The sequence below is a fragment of the Scytonema hankhaensis NUACC26 genome, from assembly GCF_045865695.1.
Lineage (GTDB): Bacteria > Cyanobacteriota > Cyanobacteriia > Cyanobacteriales > Nostocaceae > Scytonema.
Genome location: NZ_BAACAP010000167.1, coordinates 21,569 through 44,384, shown reverse-complemented (window position 1 = coordinate 44,384; position 22,816 = coordinate 21,569). Strand labels below are relative to the sequence as shown.

The window sequence follows — 22,816 nt, the reverse complement described above, 5'->3', positions numbered from 1 at the left end:
GGAAGTTCGCGAAGAAGTCAAAGAGGAAGTTCGCGAAGAAGTCAAAGAGGAAGTTCGCGAAGAAGTCAAAGAGGAAGTTCGCGAAGAAGTCAAAGAGGAAGCTAAGCAGGAAGAAGCAAGACAGTTAATTGTGCGTCAACTTGAACGTCGCATAGGGAGAGTCGATCGGCAATTGCAAGAGCGCATGACTCGGTTATCAGTAGCACAACTAGAGAATTTAGCGCTTGCACTATTAGATTTTTCTGATGAATCGGATTTGTTAACTTGGCTGCAAGAGAATTCTAATTAATTCGGTGAAAGAGGTGAGAAAGCGATCGCCTCTTCAAAGATAACGTGATAAAACCTCAACCATAGCTAGCCCTGTTTTTTCCCAACTGAATTGATTTGCCCTATGAATACCTTCGGTAGAAAGATGCTGACGTAATTGTGAATCAGTTGCTATTAATTGCATGGCATCGGTTATTTCCCGAACATTATAAGGATCGATCGCAATAGCAGCGTCACCAGCGACTTCTGGTAAAGAGGAAATATTAGATGTAATGACAGGCGTACCGCAAGCCATGGCTTCTAAAACGGGAAAACCAAATCCTTCCCAAAGACTAGGGAAAACTAGAGCGATCGCACCACCAATAATTTTGGGTAAATCTTGATAAGGAACATAGTTGAGGAATTTGATTTGATGGATAACATTGAGTTCCTCAGCTAGTTTTTGCAGGTTGGGAGTGTAACGTTTGTCTTGTGGTCCGGCAAACCACAGTTCATAATCTTTATTATTAGGTATTGCAGCAAAAGCCGAAATAAGTCTGAGCAAGTTTTTATAGGGGTCTTGTCGCCCAAGATAAAGGAAGTAGGGACATTTGGCGAGATAATCTTGCTCGTTAGCCTCCCAAGAAACAGGGTAAAAACGACTAGTATCATGCGCCAAGGGAATCCGAGTAATTTTGCTTTCTGGTATGCGGTAGAACTCAGTGATATCCTTAGCTGTAGAATGAGAGTTACAAACAATATGTTGTGCTTGATTCAGTACTTGAGGAATGTAATAGCGAAAATAGTATGTGAGTGGCGAAAAAAGGTTGGCAAAGCGTATTGGTATGAGGTCATGAACCATAACAATAAAACGGCACTTTCCATACAAAGGTGCTTCCGGAATAGGCGAAAATATTAAATTAGATTCTAGCTTTTTATAAATTTGAGGCAATTGAACTTGAGTCCATACAAGACGCTCAAAATGCCCTTTTGTCCCTTGAGCAGGTGTGAGATTATCAGGAATTAAATAACAATTAAAGTCAGGTTCTTTATAAGCCGTTAATAAAGTTGGATTGAGAGTTTTTAAATAAGGAAAAAGATTTTTTGCATAGTTGCTTATACCAGTAGGCTGAGAAAAAACAACCGATAGATTAATTAATAATTTGCTCATCTAGGACTATAATTAGATTTAAAAAACTTAGTAGGGTGGGCATAGCCCACCACTATTGAAAATTTGTCATTATTGTATAACAATTATTTACTATTTACGATGTCAGATCCCCGACTACTTAGAGAAGTCAGAGATATAGAGTTCGCCTCAAATACATCAACACTCCAAAAAACTTACCAAATGCGACTTGAGGTTTGACAAATATCAAAATAAAAGCGTAGGCAAGTAACCGGATTAATCGAAGCATTAGAATAAAATAATTTGTATACTTCCCTAAAGTAATTAAATAACTATAAGTACTATGCTTGATTTTTCTAAACACGTATTTGTTGGTAATTGAAGAGGGCTGATGGACGACACCAAATTGCTTTGTCGCTGCAATAGTATGTCCTTGATTTGCATATCTCCTGCATAAGTCAAAATCTTCGTAGTAGAGAAAATAAGTTTGGTCAAATTGAGGAACATTATCAAATTTACGGAGATTCACAATTAAACTACAACCTGATACCCAGTCACAAGTTACGAATTCTGTTTCTGTATTTGTTAATAAATCTTGAGTGCTAATAGTTCCGGTTGTAGGAGTAAAGCATCCACCAGCAAACCAAATTTCTCCTGTGGGGGTATGGATAATCGTACCTAAAATTGATATTTCTGGATTTGACTCAAAGAATGAGCAAACTTTATCCAAAGGGTTTTCTGACAAATAAGCATCTGGATTTATAATCCAAACAATTCCTTGAGGATCTTGCTCGTAAATCCATTTTAAACCCACATTACAAGCATGACCAAAACCTAAATTATGAGTGGCATCAAAAATCAGTACCGATTTAGTTTTGAGTTGTTCGATAGAACGATCGTTAGGCGAATTGTTAATGATTATAATCTTGTATTCACTATCTTTGTTATCTGGTAAAGAACTAATTAATTTCTTAACAAGAGCAGTGGAATAATAGTTGATAGTTAAAAAATAAATCACGTTAACTCTATTTGACTGTCATCACCAATAAGAAATCGCAAAGCCTTTGGACGACGGGGTGTAGCACTCAATAGTGCTCGTTGTCCAATCACGCTATCAATGATACGTTGATGAATTCCCACTATTTTAGCGCCTTCTAATAAAACACTGTGTTCCACATCTGTTTCAATGAGGGTACAATTATCGGCAATACTGCTATAAGGACCAATAAAACAGTTTTCTATATAACAGTTGTTACCAATGATAACGGGTCCTCTAATCGTAGAATTGATAATTTTAGCTCCATTACCAATTTTTACCCGTCCAATAACTTGACTTTGGGCATCAATTTCTCCTGAAAGAGAGGTTTTTAAATAAGTATCGAGAATTAGCCGATTGGCTTCTAGCAAATCATCCTTTTTCCCTGTGTCCAACCACCAACCTTCCAATTGACAAGCGACCACGTGTTTTTGATTGTTAATAAGATATTGAATAGCATCCGTGATTTCTAATTCGCCTCTTGTAGAAGGTTTGATGTTCGCGATCGCATCATGAATCGTGTGGGAAAAGAAATAAACACCAACCAAAGCCAGATTAGAAGGAGGATCTTTTGGTTTTTCAATTAGTTGTACCACCCGCCCTGTTTCATCGACCCTAGCCACTCCAAAAGCACTTGGATTACTTACTTGACGTAAAAGAATCAAAGCATCTTGCTGATTCTGACTAAAAACTTTCAAAAAATGACTTAAATCTCCTTGTTGAATCAAGTTATCTCCCAAATACATAAGAAATGGAGAATCTCCCAAAAAGGGACGAGCAACTCCAACAGCATGAGCAAGCCCTGCAGGTCGCTCCTGTAAGATGTAGGTGATATTTGCTCCGAAAAGTTCCCCATTTCCGGTTTTGGCTTTAACTTCTCCTCCTGTTTCCGGGCTGATAATGATGCCAATATCAGTCACCCCAGCGTTGACCGTTTCGTCAATGCAATACCATAGTATTGGTTTATTTGCAACTGGTACTAGTTGTTTTGCTCCCGTATAAGTGAGAGGTCGTAGACGTGTACCTTTACCGCCAGAGAGAATCAGTGCTTTCATAGTTATTGGGGACTGGGGATTGAGCATTGGGCATTTGCACTAACAACTAACAACTAACAAATAACCACTAACAACTGACAACTAACAACTAACAACTAACCACTAACCACTAACAATTCTTTAATCATTTGCCTAAGACTTTGCCGCCAGTAAGGTGGATAAGTTCCTAAAACTTTGGTTATTTTGGCACAAGACAGCACAGAATAGCTAGGTCGATGGGCTGGTGTCGGATACTCTGATGTTGAAATGGGGACAACTCTCTGTACTTTTAAAGGACATCCTAACTGTTGCGCTTCTTCAAAAATTGTGACAGCAAAGTCATACCAACTCGCAACTCCACTGTTGGTGTAATGATAAATCCCGGTCATTTCTGGACTAAGTTGGGGAAGAATTCGGGCGATCGCATCTGCAATATCTCTCGCCCACGTCGGACTACCAATCTGGTCAGCCACAACGCGAAGTTCTTCTCTTTCTCCTCCAAGTCTCAGCATAGTTTTGATAAAGTTACTTTTGCCATAAGTTCCATATACCCAAGCCGTGCGAAGAATGACGTAATTGGTACAAAATTTTTGAATAGCTTCTTCTCCTGCTAACTTGGTTTTGCCATAGACGCTTAGAGGAGCGAGCGGATCGGTCTCTATGTAAGGACGACTATTGTTACCATCAAAAACGTAATCAGTAGAAATATGAACTAGGAAAGCACCTAATTTGTCAGCTTCTTCAGCTAATATCCCCGGTGCTATGCCATTGACAGCCATTGCTGCTCCCACTTCACTTTCAGCTTTGTCAACGGCGGTATATGCAGCAGCGTTGATGATAATTTGAGGTTTTTTTTCTCTGATGATACTACATAGAGTATCTGGTTTGGTCATGTCTATCGTTGGACGTGCAACTGCAACGGTATTTCCGTAAGAGTTCAGGATTTTTTGCAGTTCTGTACCCACTTGACCGTTGCTGCCAATCAGCAGAATGGATTGACTCATTTTTTCTTCATAGTCTAGCAACAGCGAATCTAGATTATCACCGATCGCCTGCATAAAACCGGAAAATTTCTCAGTAAATTTATGTATTTTATCTTACAAGATTTTTGGTATTTATTTTGATACCATATTTGCTTGTGTTCCCATTTAACATTTCTTCTTAAACTCTCAGCTTGAAAAATTCAGTATTTTCATGGTTTGAAGTGTGATGGCATAGGGAATACCAAGGTAAAACAAACCTATTAAGTATCTCTTTGAACTCGACCTATGTCCGCAAATTCATTTGATGTGAATTTTTATCGAAGTGCTAATCCAGACCTCAGCAATATGACAGACACACAGGCGCTGTCACATTTTCAAAATTTTGGTCTCAATGAAAATCGCCTTTTCTCTCCATTAGTGGACTTGTCCTTTTACCGTGCTAGCAATAGCGATCTAGCTAGTTTCAGTAACCAACAAGCTTACGAGCATTTATCCAATTACGGTATTTCTGAAGGACGGAAATTTTCACCCTTTGTTGACCTCAATTTCTACCGCCAGAACAACGGCGATCTTGCAGCATTTAGTAACGAGCAACTTTTTGACCATTTACAAACCTATGGTTTAACTGAAGGTCGCCAAGCATCACCCTTCGTCGATATCAGCATGAGTCGCGACTATGCTGGTAATGCGTTGAATCTGGCTCGTCAGATTGTTTTAGATTCCCAAACTGTTGTATACAGGGAATCTATTGGGGATGCAGACCAAAATGATTACTACCGTATAGACCTAAGTTCTCAAACCAACCTTAACTTAAGAGTCAATGGTTCAAGTGCAAATGCAGACCTACAACTACTAAATAGTAGCGGACAGATCGTATCAGCATCGACTAATAACGGTGCTGCAAATGAAACATTAAGTGTTAGCAATTTACAAGCTGGTACTTATTACGTTCGCGTTTATCAAGGAGTTGGCGATGCAAATACTAACTATAACTTGAGTCTGTCTGCCACACATACATCATTACCCGTACCCACTTCAGCCCCACAACCTCTAAGTCCGGGTAACAATTCTTTCATACAGAGTATTTTAGAGTTGACAAATATCGAACGCCAGAAAGCAGGCTTGCAACCGGTACAGTTGAGTGACAAGTTAAATAATTCAGCCCAGACACACGTTCAAAATATGGCAACCAAAGACTTTTTCAACCATACCGATCCTAATGGTGCTTCTGTGGGCGATCGCGCTAAAGCAGCAGGCTTCCAATATTCCGCGATCGCAGAAAATATTGCTGTAGGTCAGTCAACACCCCAACAAGTTTTTCAAGGATGGATGAACAGCTCGGGACATCGTGCCAATATACTGAATCCAGCCTATCAATTCCTTGGAGTTGGATACTACTACCTTGCCAATGATACTGGCAATGTTAATTACAACCACTATTGGGCGCAAGATTTAGGTGCTCTTGCTTAAACAGAAAAACTTTTCTTTTACCTTCCTGATATTCAGTGCGGATAATACGTATTTAGGGTGCTCATACTGAAAATATAAATTGTTTGTAAAACTTACTCACTGTGTTGCTTGAATGTTTTTAAAACATAGGGCGTAGGGGAACACTAAACATAGCTAACTGTAAGTTAGCCATGATGTTCTAAAACTACAAATATGTCCGCAAGCTTATTCAACGCAAATTTCTATCGTGCAGCTAATTCCGATCTCGCCAGCTTCAACAATACCCAATTACAGTTACACTTCCAAAATTATGGTTTGAATGAGGGTCGCCGCTTCTCTCCACTTGTAGATCTAAACCTCTATCGTTCTAGTAATAGCGAGCTCACTAATTTTAGCTACCGTCAAGCTTACGAACATTTACAAAGTTTTGGTATTCAAGAAGGTAGAAAATTTTCAGCGTTTTTTGACTTCAACTTTTACCGTGCTACCAACAATGACTTAGCTAGCTTAAATAACGAGCAACTGTTTGAGCATCTGCAAAACTATGGGATGCGCGAAGGTAGAAAATTTTCAGCGTTTTTTGACTTCAACTTTTACCGTGCTACCAACAATGACTTAGCTAGCTTAAATAACGAGCAACTATTTGAGCATTTACAAAACTATGGGATGCGCGAAGGAAGGCAGTTCTCTTCTTTTGTCAACCTTAACTTTTACCGTAGTATCAATAGTGACTTATCTGGTTTAAGTAATAATCAAGCCCTACAGCATCTCATCATCTTTGGTCTTGAAGAAGGACGCCGTTTTTCACCGTTTGTCGATCTTAATATCTATCGGGCTGCTAATCCTGATTTGTTTGCTACAGGTGCAAATAATAGCCAGTTGTTAGAGCATTTGGAAACTTATGGTGTTGCTGAGGGACGGAGATTTTCCGTATCTTTTGATAGCAATTATTATCGCAATACCTATTCCGATTTGAGGACAGCAGGGCTGTCTTACAATCAGTTATTTGAGCACTTTCAAACTTATGGGTTAAATGAAGGACGTGCTTCTTCAGTATCTTTTAATGTTAGCTATTACCTAGCTAATAATTCTGACTTAAAAGCATTAAACTTTAACAATCACCAAGCACTGCAACATTTTGAGATTTTTGGGTTTCTAGAAAAACGCCAAGCTTCTGTACCAAACTCAATTTCTCCATTAAGCAACCGATATGACAATACTTTAGGGAGTGCTTTTAACTTTGACATTGTCAATAGCAGTCGCAATGTCACCAACCAATTTATCGGTACTACCGATCGCGACGATTATTACCGTTTTACTTTAGCTCAGTTTAGTAATGTTAGCATATCCCTAACTGGTTTAAGCGATTTTGTTTCCTTATCGCTCATCTATGACAACAACGGTAATGGTATATACGATTCTAGTGATTATGAGCGGTTGACTTATGATTATGGAAGTACCTATGATAAAGCCTCGATCGGTACTACCTTAGAAGCTGCGACTTACTTCATTCGCGTCTCTACAGACTACTCTGATGACAACAGCAATTATGGCTTAGGAGTAACCGTAACTACGGCTTCACGCACAACTCCAAAAGATCCGGGTAACTCTTTTGCTACGGCTGTTGATGTCGGAACACTCAACTTAAATCGAAGTTTTACGGATTTTGTTGGTAGTGCCGATCGTGACGATTACTACCGCTTCAACCTCGCTCAAAATAGCAACGTTAATTTATCTTTAAGTGGTTTAAGCGATCTTGCTTATATCGCTCTCATCTACGACAGTAATGGTGACGGCGTATATGATTCCAACGAGCAAATAGAATATGACTTAGGTAGTATGTACGATAATGCTCAAGTTAGTTCGACTTTGGCTGCTGGTAATTACTTCCTTCGCATCTACACCGACTACTCCAACAACAACACGAACTATACATTGGGATTATCAGCGACGGTTGCTCCTCGCACAACACCAAAAGATCCTGGGAGTACTTTTGACACGGCTGTTGATGTCGGTACCTTGTATTCCAACCGCAGCTACACGGATTTCGTGGGTAGTGGAGACCGCAACGACTACTACCGCTTCACTTTAGCTCAAAACAGTAAAGTTAGCCTGTCTTTATCTGGTTTGAATGATTCTGCTTATATGGAATTGATTTATGACAGCAATGGGAATGGTGTATACGATTCAAGCGAGCAATTAGAATTTGGATCGGGTTATAGCTACGGTAACACTCCAATCAATGCCACGTTAGCAGCAGGCACTTACTTTGTTCGTGTTAACACTGATTCATTTATCTATAATACGAATTACACCCTAAGTTTGACACAATCTGCCTACAACGCCAATCCTGTCGATCCAGGTAACAGTATGAGCACTGCTCTAAACCTGGGTACATTAAGTGGAACCCGCATATATAAAGATGTATTAGGTGTTAGCGATCGCGAAGACTGGTTTAGCTTTAATTTATCTGGCTATAGCAACAGTAACTTCAACTTATCTTTAACCAATTTATCTGATTCGGTATGTGTAGAACTCATTTATGATACTACCAACAATGGTATCTACGATCCTGCTGAACGATTAAGATCTGACTGCGGCGATAGCTATGATAGTGCTTCAATTAAAGTAGCATTGGGAGCAGGTACTTACTTTATTCGAGCATACACTACTGACTATTGGAACAATAATACTGGTTACACTCTGACATTATCTGCATAGTCATTCTCACTCGTCAGCGAGAAAAAGCCAATTTGTACAGTGCGTAAGTCCTACCAAACATAGATTTCGCTGAAAATGACGACGAAGGTTGAGAAAAAGATGAAAAACGTTGGATGGACAGTCTGCTAGCAAGAAAGGACTTGTTTTTTTAAGTACGGAATGCGGAGTCTTGTGTTACGCTCCTAACTGGAAATTGATTTATGTTAGGTTATAAGAGAGTGATTCCAGAATTTGATGAAAATGGTAATTTACCACTAGGAGTACATTGGGCAGAATGGGAGGAATTTGTAGAGCGATTTGGTAATAATGAACGGAGGTTATCTTTAATACAGGGATTACAAATAGCAATGAAGCAGCTAAAAGCAGCTGGTTCCAGGACTATTTATATTAATGGTAGCTTTGTTACTACTAAATCTAAACCAGGAGATTTTGATGCTTGTTACGATAACGAAACTGTAGATACCGATTGCCTCAGAATTAATGCACCCCGATTGCTCAATCATTATGACCGTGCTGGACAGAAAGCTAAGTATAGAGGTGAGATTTTTCCAGTCAACCAACCTGTTGGTAATTATGGCATAAATTCTTTTGAATTATTCCAACGGAATAGAAATCGAAATAAAAAAGGCATTATCGCGATAGATTTAATGAGGTGGAACTATGATTAAAGATGACAAACAGTATGAATACACTCAATATTTAGCAGGCGAATTTAAAAAATCCATAGCCGCAATGGAAAAAGATGAAGCCGAAAAAATCAACGCTGCTCAGAGATGGGAACTAAACCGAAGCGCATTACAATCTCATTTAGATAAATTAAAAGCTGAAATTGCTGAATACGAAAATCTCACATCTCACGATAGTCACGCACCCATCGTGCTGACACTGAATGATATTTATTATCTACCGCAACTTCTTATTAAAGCTCGTATAACGGCAAAACTCAGTCAAAAAGAACTTGCTGATTTAGTTGGATTAACGGAAGAACAAATTAAAAATTATGAAGCTAAAGATTATGAAGATGCTAGTTTCATGGATGTGATAGGTGTATTTATGGCGCTTGAAATAAAAGTACAAGGTAAGTTTTTAGTTCCTTTAGATATTCTTAGAAGAACACCAGTTACAAAAGAAGAATTACTCTCTTCATCCAAGACAATAAAAAAGAGCTTATTACTATAGATTAGGTGAGATGTAAACCGTGCTTAAAGATGAAAAACAGTAATTTCCCGTATTTACACTGAAAAAAAGCTATAGGACATGGGGAACACTAACGATAACAGAAAGTGTTTCAAAAAGTTCTTAAACTTTAACTATGTCCGTAAATCTATTTAATGCTAATTTTTACCGTGCTGCTAATCCTGACTTAGCAGGTTTTGATAATAACCAATTACATTCGCATTTTCAAAACTATGGTCTAAATGAGGGGCGTCACTTTTCTCCTCTTATAGATCTCAACTTTTACCGTGCTAGTAATAGCGATCTAGCTAATTTTAATAACTCCCAAGCTTACGAGCATTTACAAAACTACGGTATTCAGGAAGGAAGAAAATTCTCACTCTTGTTTGATTTCAACTTCTACCGTACTAACAACGGAGATTTAGTCAGCTTAAACAACGAGCAACTGTTTGAGCATCTCCAAAATTATGGTTTGAGTGAGGGACGTGAATTCTCTTCTTTTGTGAATCTTAACTTTTACCGTAGTGTTAACAGTGACTTGTCAGGTTTTAATAACAACCAAGCGTTGCAACATTTTGTCAATTATGGTTTGGAGGAAGGACGCCGCTTTTCACCATTTATCGATCTCAATATCTATCGGGCTGTCAATCCTGACTTATTGGCTGTAGGTTTCAATAACACTCAATTGTTACAGCACTTGGAAACCTTTGGTGTTACTGAAGGACGTAGGTTGTCTGTCTCTTTTAATAGCAATTATTACCGTAACATTCATAGTGACTTAATTGCAGTAGGTTTTAATAACACTCAAGCATTTGAACACTTCCAGAAATATGGTTTGCAAGAGGGACGCGCTTCCTCTGAATTCTTTAATGTTAGTTATTATCTGGCTAATAATTCTGATTTAAAAGCATTAAACTTCAGCAATCAACAGGCGCAACAACACTTTGAGATTTTTGGATTTCTGGAAAATCGTCTAGCAGTTCCATCAGACTCTCTCTCTCCATCAGCTAACCGAGATGACAATACATTGGGTAATGCTTTTAATATCGGTTTTCTCAATAGTAGTCGCAATTTTACCAATCAGTTTATTGGTACGAACGATCGCAATGACTATTATCGCTTAACCCTCACTCAAACGAGTTACTTTAACTTATCCTTGACGGGTTTAAGCGATTACGCTGATATTGAAGTCATTTTTGATGCCAATAGTAATGGAGTGTACGATTCTAACGAACTGTTGTACGACGGTTTTGGTAGTAGTAACCAACAAGGTTCAATTAACACGATACTAGGAGCGGGGACTTATTTTATTCGTATCTTTTGTGCTGACTCAATCACAAACACAAACTATACACTAGGAGTATCAGCAACAGCTGCTCCACGTACAACACCAAAAGAGCCAGGTAACACTTTTGAGACAGCCGTTGATGTTGGCGTCTTAAACACAAAGCGTAGTTTTACAGATTTCGTGGGGAGTAGCGATCGCAACGATTACTACCGCTTCAGTTTAGCCCAAACTAGCAACTTTAATCTTTCGTTAAGTGGTTTAAGTAGCTATGCAGACGTAGAGTTAATTTTTGATAGTAATGGTAACGGTATATATGATAGCAATGAAAAGTGGTATCAATCTGATGGTAATCCTTGGAGAAATGGTGCAATTAATACAATATTAGGAGCAGGAACTTACTTTATTCGTGTCTATACTGCTGACTTCATAGATAATACTAATTACACTCTTGAAATTATTAATGGTTAGGTGATTATCGCTCGCTAGAGACTCTCAATAAAAAGTCTCCAAAAATCTCTTGTAGTACGGGCGTCTCGCCCGTCAGCAAGCATGGGCATGCGGGGACGTCTACCCCACAATAGGTCGAATTTATTTTTTGCAGAGCTCTTGGCAATTAGCAATTAGCCCTTATAAAAAAACATCTGCTGTTTTAAAAGACTGACCGGCAGCATCTTTGGGAGATAGGATAGGTAGAGTCGTCAAATTCCAATCTATAGCTAAATCGGTATCGTCCCAAATAATACAGCGCTCGTATTTAGGTGCGTAGTAATCTGTAGTTTTGTAGAGAACTTCGGCTATTTCCGAAAGGACAACAAAACCATGAGCAAAACCAGGTGATATCCATAATTGTCGTTTATTAACATCACTGAGTTCGCAGCCGATCCATCGACCGAAAGTGGGCGAACTTTTTCTAATGTCCACAGCTACATCAAAGATAGTACCAGCGATCGCACGAATAAGTTTTCCTTGCGGTTGTTGGATTTGGTAATGCAATCCCCGCAAGACATACTGTTTTGAAGCCGAGTGATTGTCTTGTACAAAGTTGACAAAAATACCAGTTTGCTCTGTAAAAATTTTGTAGTTGAAAGCTTCAAAGAAAAAGCCGCGCTCGTCTTGAAAGACTTTTGGTTCGATAATGAGAACTTCAGGGATTTCCGTAGTGATAATATTCATTAGACCCAATCTGGCAATTCAAAATTAAACGATATAGATAATAATTGAATGTGTTGAGTATCTAACAGCATAGTGCAATATGGTTTTAGAAAAATATTTTGGCAAAAATAGCCAATTGCCATATATACTTAACTGCATTCGTGGCTCGTTCTGAGAAAAGATGATGACAAAGCCTTGGTATTGGCGATCGCTCCCTTTAGAAAATCGTACAGGTTCTGATATTTTCATTACCTTATTTCGCCATACCACCAAATATAAAATTGCCACTTTACTGGAAAGCCCTTACCCAACACCAACAGATTGTCCTCACCTATCTCAATATTCCATTTGTGCTGGCGCACCTCGAATCGTTGATGGAGTGCCACGAATGTGGACGCCACCACTTGGAGAAGTTCTACCATTTTTAGACAAGTTATTACGGACACAGGGAGACAAGTCCCCCCCTCTCCCCATTTCCCCCCTTACCCCTTATCCTCACTCCGTGGGGGTTCCGAGTCCCCCCTCTCCCCATCCCCCTCTCCCCTTCACAGGAGGCTGGTTGGGTTGGTTGGGCTATGATATGGCATGGGAAATCGAACAGCTACCTTTCAATAAACCCGATCTTCTACCATTTCCAGTAGCCTTTTGGTACGAACCAGAGTGCTTTGCTGTCCTAAACCACAAAGAGCAAATTTTATGGCTAGCCGCTAGTAGTCCTGTTGGACTCGATAAGCTTGAGAAGAAGTTAAAAGCAGCAGATGATAAGGGAATAAAATCCACCTCAGCCCTAAGTCATCAGAGCGCTTCACCTCCCAACCTCTCTACTCCCTTCTTCCACGTATCTCAACAAAAGTACGAAGCAGCAGTCAATCGTGCCAAAAAATATATTCAAGCCGGAGATATTTTTCAGGCAAATCTGTCACTTCGGTTTGAAATACAAACAACAGCTTGTGGTTGGGATGTATACCGGGTTTTGCAACAGATTAATCCTTCCCCTTTTGCAAGCTACTGGCAAACTCCTTGGGGAGAAGTTGTGAGTTGTTCCCCAGAAAGGTTAGTACAACTACAAAAATATGGAGAGACAAAATGTTATGTATCAACAAGACCCATTGCCGGAACGCGATCGCGTGGAAAGACACCTAGCGAAGATCGACAGTTGGCGCAAGAACTACTTAACAATACCAAAGAACGCGCCGAACACATTATGCTTGTGGATTTAGAACGCAATGATTTAGGACGAGTCTGTGAATGGGGAACTGTTAGTGTTGATGAATTATTGACAATTGAGCGTTACAGCCACGTCATGCATCTTGTCAGCAACATTAAAGGTGCTCTAAAATCTGAGTGTGACGCTATGGACTTAATTCGTGCCATGTTTCCTGGCGGCACAATTACGGGTTGCCCCAAAGTGCGCTGCATGGAAATTATTGAAGAACTCGAACCGACACGACGCAGCTTGTTCTACGGTTCTTGCGGCTATTTAGACTGGCGAGGTAACTTAGACTTAAATATTCTTATCCGTACCCTTCTATTAGCTCCTTGTATTACAGAGGACAAGGCAGACAAGGGAGACAAGGGAGAAGTATTAATAACCAATCCCCATTGCCCCTTATCCCCAGAGGGGGCCCCGAGTTCCCCATTGCCCCTTATCCCCAGAGGGGGCCCCGAGTTCCCCAATCAACACTGTCTGGGGACAAGTAGGATCTGGGATTGTAGCAGACAGCGATTCTGAGAGAGAATGGTACGAATCGCTGTATAAAGCGCAAGCTCAACTTCAAGCTCTGGCAGCAGTCTTAAATCAAGAGCCTTGGAGTGGTGAGACCAGAACTTGTAATTGAAACTATTAGTTAATGACTTCTGGTGGAAATAGCTCTTGACTAATAGCTCGTGACAAAATCTAATGGTTTTACACGACGAACGGCACTTTTTAGCAAAAGCTCAGCGATACATCCATCACTGTCAGAATTTTTGCACCTTTATTGATAAATCCATCATCAATCAGTATTAAATGTACTCAGAAAACTCGGAAACTTACATAAATCATCCAACTTGGGGTTTGCTTTATAAGATTTGTATGGTAGATGAGAACCAGGAGCTGTTCACTACACTTTACGCACAGCGCTTGTTCTTTTTAGTAACGACTGATGCCAAGGGTCTCAAATTTCAGTCAATTGGACGCACGGAAGCAAGAATGTTATTGGAAACCCGTTTACGTAATCTACGGCGTAGCGGACAATCACAAGAGTACGATCGGCTTCACAGTGTTTTCCAACGCACCTTCCAATGAGTAGTTCGCCCCAAGAACGTATTATTGCCATTCGCTCTTCTCTCCCAAGTTCAGTTCGGTTAATTGCTGTTACCAAACAAGTAACCTCTGACATGATGCGCCATGCTTATGCTGCCGGAATTCGCGATTTTGGAGAGAATCGCATCCAGGAGGCAGCAATCAAACAAGTTGAACTGCAAGATTTACCAGATATTACTTGGCACTTTATTGGCAAAGTGCAAAGTAACAAAGCAAAGCCTGCCATTGAGCATTTTCAGTGGATACATTCTGTAGATAGTTTGAAACTGGCTCAACGCTTAGATGGATTAGCACAGCAATTGGGGCGAAGCCCTTTAGTTTGCCTGCAAGTCAAAATTCTTAGCGATCCCAGCAAGTCAGGTTGGACTATACCACAGTTGTTAGAAGATTTATCACAGCTCGATGAATGTACAAATCTACAAATTAATGGTTTGATGACAATTCCACCACTTAGATTAAATGATTCCGAGACACTGAATGTTTTTTATCGCACTCGCGACCTAGCAAAAGAAATTCAAGAAAAAAACTTATCTAACATTAAAATGCACCAACTGAGCATGGGTATGTCAGGCGATTACCACCTAGCAATACAAGCCGGTGCAACAATGGTCAGGTTGGGAACAATCCTTTTTGGTGAAAGACTGTCTCCGTAACCAGTGACCAGTAGGTTGGGTTGAGGAACGAAACCCAACAAATCAGTAAGCAGCTCACTGGTCTCCGAATCGAATAAAGATAAAAAAAAAATAAAGATTAAAAAAAGGGTGAGATAAACTTCCCTTAGCCTTCCAGTTAAGTTATAATCTGGACTCATTATTGTGTGCAAGAGTAGCGATGAAATGGAATAATTCGTAGTAAATCGAATTTATTCGGTTTATTGGCTACACTATGGCTTGGCTTGGAACAAGTGTTTTAAGCTGTCTGTATTTGGGGTCACGATTTTGGAATCAACACAGTTCAGGGGGCATTTTCGGTTTATAAAAAAACACATACATAAAGGCTACAAACAGCGCTAAAATTTCGCTGGGTTATATGACCGTTGTAGCGGTGAGAGTTGACTGAGTTATTTAAGTTACTACAGTCAATAGTGATTGGCACTAGGAGCGCAAACCATGAACAACATATTTTCTAAGCTGAGAGACTTCGTTGGTTTAAATGAGCCAGTAGAGTACTACTACGAGGAAGAAGAACCAGATACAGAAAGTTACCAAAATCTGTATCAGGAACAAAATGCCACTCAACAAACACCACAGGAACCCACACCAGCTAATCGACGTTGGCGCGAACCTGTGCCTACAATAGGAAATGATATAGCAGTAGGTTCTAAGCCGATGAGTAATGTTATTGGTATGCCAGGAGCAGTGAATGGAATCTCCGAAGTATTGGTGCTAGAGCCACGCACCTTTGAAGAAATGCCTCAGGCGATTCAAGCATTGCGAGAGCGTAAGTCAGTTGTGTTAAATCTAACAATTATGGACCCGGATCAAGCACAACGAGCAGTAGATTTTGTTGCAGGTGGAACTTACGCACTCGATGGGCATCAAGAACGTATCGGCGAAAGCATATTCTTGTTTACACCAAGCTGCGTACAAGTTAGCACTCAAACGGGAGTTCTGCATGAAGTTCCCCAACCACCCGCACGTCCGCGTCCTACTGCAACTCCAAATCAAAACTGGGGCAATGACGCTAACCGCGTAGCACAATAAGTATGTGAATTATGAGTCCTTTGTCCTTTGTCCTTTGTCCCAATTCTAACAACAATTGACAATTGACAATTGACAATTGACAATTAACAGATGACAACTAAATTTGGCTTAATAGGCGGCGGGGTAATGGGAGAAGCGCTGTTATCCCGTCTTATGGCTCGTAAAATATACCAACCATCAGAAGTTATTGTTAGCGAACCACAGCCCTCACGGCAAGTTTTTTTGCAGGAGGAATACGGTGTTACTGTGACACCAGATAATCGTCTGGTTTTCACACAAGCAGCAGAAGTTTTATTTCTGGCGGTTAAGCCCCAAGTATTTAGTGCGATCGCTCAAGAATTAGCAGATGTCATACCCACAGGTTCAAAACCTTTGGTCATTTCCATATTGGCTGGGGTAACTCTCAGTCAATTAGAAGCGGCTTTTCCTAACATACCCGTCATTCGGGCAATGCCAAACACTCCTGCAACAGTGGGGGCGGGAATAACAGCGATATGCATGGGGGCATATACCAAGGCACATCACCAAGAAATAGCAAAAAAACTCTTTTCGGCAGTAGGAGAAGTCGTAGAAGTTTCAGAAAGCTTGATGGATGCAGTCACAGGGCTATCAGGATCGGGTCCGGCTTACGTAGCGCTGATGGTAGAAGCACTAGCTGATGGCGGAGTCTTCTCAGGTTTACCGAGAGCGATTGCCAACCAACTCGCTCTACAAACCGTACTCGGAACAGCAATGCTTCTTCATGAAACAAAAATTCATCCAGCAGAACTCAAAGATCGCGTTACCAGTCCAGGCGGTACAACAATTGCTGGTATTGCCCAATTAGAGCAAGCTTCTTTTCGTTCGGCTTTAATTCAAGCAGTCAAAGCAGCCACAGCACGATCTCAGGAATTGGGAAAGTAAGGGATTGGGGACTGGGGACTGGGGACTAGGGACTAGGGACTAGGAATTTGTGAAGGCTGAAATTATTTACTCCTAGCTGAGGAGAAATTAGTACCCAATCCCCATCGCCCCTCAACAAGGAGGGAACCCCGAGTTCCCCAATCCCCAATCCCCAATAACTGACAAAGTTGACAAAAGACTGGTTAATATAGTAGTTAATATGGTTGCAATTAAGATTGAGTGAACTATCCTGCGCTGTCTCCTGAAGTTGACCCAAGTTCGATCTTCCCTTTTGAACTAGACGAGTTTCAAAAGGAAGCGATCGCATCTCTGAATGCTGGACGCTCCGTAGTTGTGTGTGCGCCCACTGGTTCCGGTAAAACATTAATAGGGGAATATGCTATTTATCGCGCCCTGTCGCGAGGAAAGCGAGTTTTCTACACGACTCCTCTCAAAGCACTTTCAAATCAGAAACTGCGAGACTTTCGCGAGAAATTTGGTTTTGACAATGTTGGACTGTTGACAGGAGACGCCTCCATCAACCGAGATGCGTCCATATTGGTTATGACCACAGAGATTTTTCGCAATATGCTCTATGGTACGCCTATAGGGCAAGTTGGAATTTCCTTAGCAGATGTTGAGGGAGTTGTGCTTGACGAGTGTCATTATATGAACGATCGCCAACGCGGAACAGTTTGGGAAGAATCGATCGTATATTGTCCTCGAACAGTTCAACTTGTAGCCCTGTCAGCAACAGTTGCCAATAGTGACGAACTGACAGACTGGTTAAATCAAGTCCACGGACCAACAGACTTAATTTACTCTGATTTTCGACCAGTCCCTTTAGAATTTCACTTTGGGACAACAAAGGGGTTATTTCCTCTATTAAATGATGACAAAACCAAAATTAACCCCCGCCTCCTCAAGAAAAAGAAAAAGGGAGAAAAAGAAAAAGGCAAAAATGTAAGAGCTGAAGCACCTGAAATCACTTACATTCTGACCCAACTTCAAGAACGGGATATGCTACCAGCTATTTACTTTATCTTCAGTCGCCGAGGTTGTGATAAAGCAGTCGGAGAAGTTGGCGACTTATGGCTTGTGAATAGGGATGAAGCGCAACAGTTACGCAGGCAAATTGACGAATTTTTAAAACGCAATCCAGATGCAGGTCGTTCCGGACACGTCGGACCGTTGTACCGAGGTATTGCCGCACACCATGCGGGAGTGTTACCTGCTTGGAAAGTACTGGTAGAAGAACTGTTTCAGCAAGGGCTAATTAAAGTTGTCTTTGCTACCGAAACCTTGGCAGCAGGGATCAATATGCCTGCCAGAACAACAGTTATTTCTACCCTCTCCAAGCGTACCGATACAGGGCATCGATTGTTGAACGCTTCCGAGTTTCTGCAAATGGCAGGAAGAGCAGGTCGTCGAGGGATGGATGAACGAGGTCATGTGGTGACGCTGCAAACTCCTTTTGAAGGAGCAAAGGAAGCAGCTTATCTAGGAACATCACAACCAGATCCCTTAGTCAGCCAGTTTACACCGAGTTACGGCATGGTGCTAAACCTCCTGCAAACTCATACGCTGGAACAATCGAGAGAACTCATAGAACGCAGTTTTGGGCAATACTTGGCAAACCTTCATCTCAAACCGCAGTACGAGTACATAGATTATTTGGAGACACAATTAGCCGACCTTCAAGCCCAAATAGAAGCGATTGACGAAGGAGAACTTGTCGTGTATGAAAAATTACGGCAACGCTTACGAGTAGAACGCCAATTGCTGAAAACACTGCAAGAACAAGCTAAAGAAACCCGACAAGAAGAATTGGCAATGATGTTAGACTTTGCCGTATCGGGAACGCTTTTGAGTCTCAAGAGTAAAAACTTTACAATGCCCGCACCAATTCCAGCCATGTTGGTGGGGAAAACACCAAGTTCTTCTCAAACAAGTTATCTAGTTTGTTTAGGGCGAGATAATCGGTGGTATGTTGTGACAGCCCCCGATGTGTTGGATTTGCATGCAGAATTACCGAGAATAGAAGTGCCTGCTGATTTTCTGCCACCACAGGAGATGCCTTTGAAAAGAGGACAAACATTTGCAGGGAATGAGGAAACAGCAGTCATAGCTCAACAGATTCCTGACCCCAGTAGCACTGAATATATGGCTCCAGAAGTTGCAGAACAATTGAGCCGTCTTGTTGCCGTACAGCAGCAATTAGAAGCACATCCTTTGCATCACACTGGCAATGCGAGCAATCTTTCCAAGCGCAAAGTCCGTGTTGCTGAATTGCAAGAAGAAATTGAGGAGTTGCGATCGCAAGTCGAGCAAGAGTCTCAGCGACATTGGGAGGAATTTCGGAATTTAATTGAAATTCTACAGTACTTTGAATGTCTGGTTGATTTGGTTCCTACAGAATTGGGACAAAGTGCTGCAGCCCTTCGCGGAGAAAATGAATTGTGGTTGGGCTTAGTGCTTGCTAGTAAGGAACTAGATAACTTAGATCCGCAACATCTAGCAGCGACAGTCGCAGCGTTAGTGACTGAATCGCCACGCCCAGACAGCAAAGTTAACTTCGATCTCTCCCCTGAAGTGGATGAGGCTTGGACGAGACTGCAAAAAATTCGGCGTTCCGTACTCAAAGTGCAATACCGTCACGGTGTAGCACTACCCGTGGGTTTGGAAACTAAATATATTAATTTGGTTTCTTTAGTAGAACAGTGGGCATTGGGAATGGAGTGGGTAGAATTATGCGATCGTACAAGTTTAGATGAAGGCGACGTGGTACGAATTTTACGCCGAACTTTAGATCTACTTTCACAAATTCCTCACGTACCTCATTTGTCAGATACTTTGCACCGTAATGCCAATCGTGCAATGCAATTGATTGATAGATTTCCTGTTAATGAGGTGATGGAATAGCACTTTTGAATTCTATGGGGGATAGCTATAGCAATCCTATTTTATTTATGAAATACAAGTAGGTAGGGAAGACAGCCCACCAATATCTAATTACCCTGAACCACAGGAGGTGCTGATACCAAATCCGCTTTTCTAACCCCTTTTAGCCCAGAGATTAGAAATCGCAGCTATACAAACAAAGTCCGCCTGCGCGGACTAAATTATAAAGGGGGATTTCTAATAAATAAGTTATCTGTCTTGTGGGATGGGCGTCCTCGCCCGTCCTATGGTGGTGTCGGGCGAGACGCTCCGCAGTCGCCTCAACTGGTGGTAACCCCCGCACGGTGAGCCAGCGCTCTCCGGAGGGTTTCCCGAACTCACAGCGACTGGTGAGTAAGCGCGCTGTAGGCGGGTTTCCCACGCCCAGGTGACTGGCGAACCCGTTCGCGAAGCGTCTCCGTAAGGAGTTAGGGCGAACCCCGAACGCGAGTGCGTCTCCGTGCTTGAGATAGGGGCGCTGCTCTGCGTACCACAAGAAATTTTGGGAGATTTTTTTATGTGAAAGTTTCTTAGGGGCTTCTAAATAAAAATTATTTAACAAGGGCAAAAATACTATTTAACAAAAGTGCGATCGCAATTCCTAACAGTAGCCAAATAACTATAATCACTACTGCTGCTATCCAGTTAATTGGTTTACCTTGCAACTTTTCTATCTCAGCCCGTTCTCGGCATTCGGATAATATAGATGGAGGAATTAACTTTAGAAGTAACCAAATTCCTAATGGAATAATAATTAAATCGTCTAAATAGCCAAGTATGGGAATTGGATCTGGAATTAAATCAATAGGGCTGAAAGCATAAGCAACAATAATTACTGCTAATGCTCTAGTATACCAAGGAACTCTATGGTCTTTACTAGCTAGATAAACAGCATAAACTTCTTGTTTAAGTTTCTTGGCAAACTGTTTTAATGAGTGCATAAAAGAGCAAACACACCATATTAAGCAGCATACTATTAAATGTGCGCTCGCTCAAACTAATTAAGACGACCGAAAAAGCACTCGCCCTGGAAGCACTTCATCATCAATCTTGGCATAAACTCGCAAACAAGCAGAAACTTCCCCCGGTACACCGCCAATATCGAGTTGCAAATCATCTTTAGACCAATTAAAAACATCGGCGTAGGTTCCCCATAACGGGCGAATCTGTACTTGATGTCCGGCTTGGCGTGCTTTTTCGACTACTTGGTCAAGAGTACGCCTGGATTCTTGTTGTAGTTTACCCCACCAGGAAAAGCGATCGCTACAAGGCAAGTAAACGAATGAGTGGATTGCTTCATCTAAATCCAGTCTCGCACGCAATGCCACTGCCGGATCGGTATTATCAGCAGTTGCTTGAACTCGTCGAAAACGATCTATCAATGCAGTGATGTACTTAGATTTTTCTGCTTCCACACTCAAAGACCGAATCCCAAATCTATCTACACTTTTCAGCGCATGATGTACAGACGGATCGCTTTCAATAAATTTGAGACAAGTAGAAACAACTCCTGCAAGAAAATCGAGTTCCCCTCCACTTCTTTCCACCATGAGTCTTGAATCAAAACCAACCCGATCCGAAAACCACAATCCAGAAGCTTTAACTTTTCCGCTCAAACCGGGATAAATACATTCATGGCGAGTAAAGGGCAAAGATGAGTAACATTCTTTATCCTCTACAATCCCAATTTGACTTACCGCTTTTACAAGATACTCTTGCCAAGTATGAGCTAGTTTCTCTGGAACTCGTAGAAGCAGATGTTGTGTCTCTTGCCATAAATCGGCATCATTGGTGCTCTTAAATTCATACCGACCGATATAATTTATTAATTCTCGGTCAACTAACAAAGCTTCACAAATGGGTTTGAGTTTCAAATCACTTGCAACTGGTTCCAACACATCTTCCCAAGAAGCATCATCTTTTTCAGGTGCGTTAGTTTCTTCATGAATCAATTCCGGTGTATTTGCAAGGAACAAAAGAATATCCAATTCCCTCAGCAACTCCTCGCAGACGCTATTTCCCGGATCGGTCTTTGCCATTTTTAATGCTTCCTGTAATTGAGTTCGCAGTCCGTGCAATCCCAACCGCAGTACCCAAGCTAAATTTGAGTTTTCAATTTCCAATAACTTGCTCAGGTGCTGCATAATTCCTCCGTTTTGTCCTTTCCTTGTTCCCATGCTCTGCGTGGAAATGCTCAAGCGGAGGACTATACCTCCATTAAGTTTACCAGAGGGAGAGCCTTGAGAAAGACATTCCCAAGCTTAGAGTTGGCATTGCTAGCTCTGTAAAGGTGTGTCATAAAATTTTAATTCCGGCGGCAATCCCTCATCTTTGATATACTAGACAAATAAGGAAAAATATGCCACAACGCCATGTGCGCTGTCTCGTCAATTAGGCATTACGTCATGAAAGGAAAACACAGCATGAACGATAATATCATTTCGGTGACGGGAATAACCGAGCCTCTGCTACACCTGATTGACGAGCGGGTTCGTCAACAAGGTGGCGATCGAGCCGCCTATATCCGTCATTTGATTGAACGGGATATTTATGGCTCATCCATGCAACCTTCTATAGAAGGCACATCAGAAGACCAAAAACACTTATTTTCCCCTCAAGAAAAAAAGCGTTCTTTTGACCCTCAACAATGGGAAGACGATCTAAAAATCTTGACAACTCGCGCATCAGAAATACCCGTTTTACCACCAGAAGCGTTTACACGCGAAAGCATTTAGCTGCTATGTGTGTTCATGGCGTCACCGATATTATTAC

19 protein-coding genes and 1 pseudogene are annotated in these 22,816 nt (G+C 41.2%); 13 read left to right on the top strand and 7 right to left on the bottom strand.

Features of this window, described 5'->3' with window-relative positions:
* Positions 1-289: DUF4351 domain-containing protein (locus ACKTT2_RS14140; protein ID WP_407887831.1), on the top strand; the 289-nt coding region annotated here is incomplete at its 5' end.
* Between the two features lie 33 nt (positions 290-322).
* On the opposite strand, the gene ACKTT2_RS14135 is transcribed toward ACKTT2_RS14140, so the two are convergent.
* The 4 genes from ACKTT2_RS14135 to rfbD form a co-directional block, all read right to left on the bottom strand.
* The gene (locus tag ACKTT2_RS14135; RefSeq protein WP_407887829.1) at positions 323-1,417 is read right to left on the bottom strand and encodes a glycosyltransferase family 4 protein; all 1,095 of its coding nucleotides are present in this window, start codon (positions 1,415-1,417) and stop codon (positions 323-325) included.
* Between the two features lie 127 nt (positions 1,418-1,544).
* On the bottom strand, positions 1,545-2,393 hold the full coding sequence (locus ACKTT2_RS14130; protein ID WP_407887827.1) for a glycosyltransferase: 849 nt from the start codon (positions 2,391-2,393) through the stop codon (positions 1,545-1,547).
* Entirely contained in the window at positions 2,390-3,466 is a 1,077-nt protein-coding gene (locus tag ACKTT2_RS14125) for a glucose-1-phosphate thymidylyltransferase (RefSeq protein WP_407887825.1), read from the bottom strand. Before ACKTT2_RS14125 ends, ACKTT2_RS14130 begins: the two co-directional genes overlap by 4 nt.
* Before the next feature lie 95 nt (positions 3,467-3,561).
* Complete coding sequence (gene rfbD, locus ACKTT2_RS14120; RefSeq protein WP_407887840.1) at positions 3,562-4,449, bottom strand: dTDP-4-dehydrorhamnose reductase; 888 nt, start codon at positions 4,447-4,449, stop codon at positions 3,562-3,564.
* A 264-nt stretch (positions 4,450-4,713) separates the two neighbouring features.
* On the opposite strand from rfbD, the gene ACKTT2_RS14115 reads away from it, so the two are divergent.
* From ACKTT2_RS14115 to ACKTT2_RS14095, 5 genes are all read left to right on the top strand, one after another.
* Positions 4,714-5,898 (top strand): CAP domain-containing protein, encoded by a 1,185-nt coding sequence (locus ACKTT2_RS14115; RefSeq protein WP_407887823.1) that lies wholly within the window; start codon positions 4,714-4,716, stop codon positions 5,896-5,898.
* 192 nt (positions 5,899-6,090) lie between these two features.
* The gene (locus ACKTT2_RS14110; RefSeq protein ID WP_407887821.1) at positions 6,091-8,598 is read left to right on the top strand and encodes a PPC domain-containing protein; all 2,508 of its coding nucleotides are present in this window, start codon (positions 6,091-6,093) and stop codon (positions 8,596-8,598) included.
* A gap of 218 nt (positions 8,599-8,816) precedes the next feature.
* Positions 8,817-9,266 carry a DUF6932 family protein gene (locus ACKTT2_RS14105; protein WP_407887838.1) on the top strand — a complete coding sequence of 150 codons (450 nt, stop codon included), beginning with the start codon at positions 8,817-8,819 and terminating at the stop codon, positions 9,264-9,266.
* Positions 9,259-9,777: a DNA-binding protein gene (locus tag ACKTT2_RS14100; RefSeq protein ID WP_407887819.1), complete on the top strand. Its 519-nt coding sequence runs from the start codon at positions 9,259-9,261 to the stop codon at positions 9,775-9,777. Before ACKTT2_RS14105 ends, ACKTT2_RS14100 begins: the two co-directional genes overlap by 8 nt.
* A 133-nt stretch (positions 9,778-9,910) precedes the next feature.
* A complete protein-coding gene (locus ACKTT2_RS14095) occupies positions 9,911-11,530 on the top strand; it encodes a PPC domain-containing protein (RefSeq protein ID WP_407887817.1) in 1,620 nt (539 codons plus the stop codon).
* Positions 11,531-11,689: 159 nt separating this feature from the next.
* Here the strand turns inward: ACKTT2_RS14095 and rfbC are convergent, their stop codons facing one another.
* Positions 11,690-12,235 (bottom strand): dTDP-4-dehydrorhamnose 3,5-epimerase, encoded by a 546-nt coding sequence (gene rfbC, locus ACKTT2_RS14090; protein ID WP_407887815.1) that lies wholly within the window; start codon positions 12,233-12,235, stop codon positions 11,690-11,692.
* A gap of 163 nt (positions 12,236-12,398) precedes the next feature.
* On the opposite strand from rfbC, the pseudogene ACKTT2_RS14085 reads away from it, so the two are divergent.
* The 6 genes and pseudogenes from ACKTT2_RS14085 to ACKTT2_RS14060 all read left to right on the top strand — a co-directional run bounded on the left by ACKTT2_RS14085 (position 12,399) and on the right by ACKTT2_RS14060 (position 20,026).
* Positions 12,399-14,052, top strand: a pseudogene (locus ACKTT2_RS14085) (anthranilate synthase component I).
* Positions 14,053-14,222: 170 nt separating this feature from the next.
* Positions 14,223-14,501, top strand: a complete 279-nt coding sequence (gene pipX / locus ACKTT2_RS14080; protein WP_407887812.1) for a transcriptional coactivator PipX — start codon at positions 14,223-14,225, stop codon at positions 14,499-14,501.
* Complete coding sequence (locus ACKTT2_RS14075) at positions 14,498-15,172, top strand: YggS family pyridoxal phosphate-dependent enzyme (RefSeq protein WP_407887810.1); 675 nt, start codon at positions 14,498-14,500, stop codon at positions 15,170-15,172. Before pipX ends, ACKTT2_RS14075 begins: the two co-directional genes overlap by 4 nt.
* Before the next feature lie 456 nt (positions 15,173-15,628).
* Entirely contained in the window at positions 15,629-16,222 is a 594-nt protein-coding gene (locus ACKTT2_RS14070; protein ID WP_407887808.1) for a cell division protein SepF, read from the top strand.
* Positions 16,223-16,312: 90 nt separating this feature from the next.
* Complete coding sequence (proC, locus tag ACKTT2_RS14065; RefSeq protein WP_407887806.1) at positions 16,313-17,125, top strand: pyrroline-5-carboxylate reductase; 813 nt, start codon at positions 16,313-16,315, stop codon at positions 17,123-17,125.
* Between the two features lie 219 nt (positions 17,126-17,344).
* Positions 17,345-20,026, top strand: a complete 2,682-nt coding sequence (locus ACKTT2_RS14060) for a DEAD/DEAH box helicase (RefSeq protein ID WP_407887804.1) — start codon at positions 17,345-17,347, stop codon at positions 20,024-20,026.
* A 569-nt stretch (positions 20,027-20,595) separates the two neighbouring features.
* Here ACKTT2_RS14060 and ACKTT2_RS14055 read toward each other — a convergent pair.
* Both ACKTT2_RS14055 and ACKTT2_RS14050 read right to left on the bottom strand, forming a co-directional pair.
* Complete coding sequence (locus ACKTT2_RS14055) at positions 20,596-20,985, bottom strand: YkvA family protein (RefSeq protein ID WP_407887802.1); 390 nt, start codon at positions 20,983-20,985, stop codon at positions 20,596-20,598.
* Positions 20,986-21,045: 60 nt separating this feature from the next.
* A complete protein-coding gene (locus ACKTT2_RS14050) occupies positions 21,046-22,188 on the bottom strand; it encodes a hypothetical protein (RefSeq protein ID WP_407887836.1) in 1,143 nt (380 codons plus the stop codon).
* 279 nt (positions 22,189-22,467) lie between these two features.
* Here ACKTT2_RS14050 and ACKTT2_RS14045 point away from each other — a divergent pair, with 279 nt between their 5' ends.
* Positions 22,468-22,779, top strand: coding sequence for a hypothetical protein (locus ACKTT2_RS14045; protein ID WP_407887800.1), 312 nt, complete (start codon positions 22,468-22,470; stop codon positions 22,777-22,779).
* Positions 22,780-22,816: the final 37 nt, after the last annotated feature.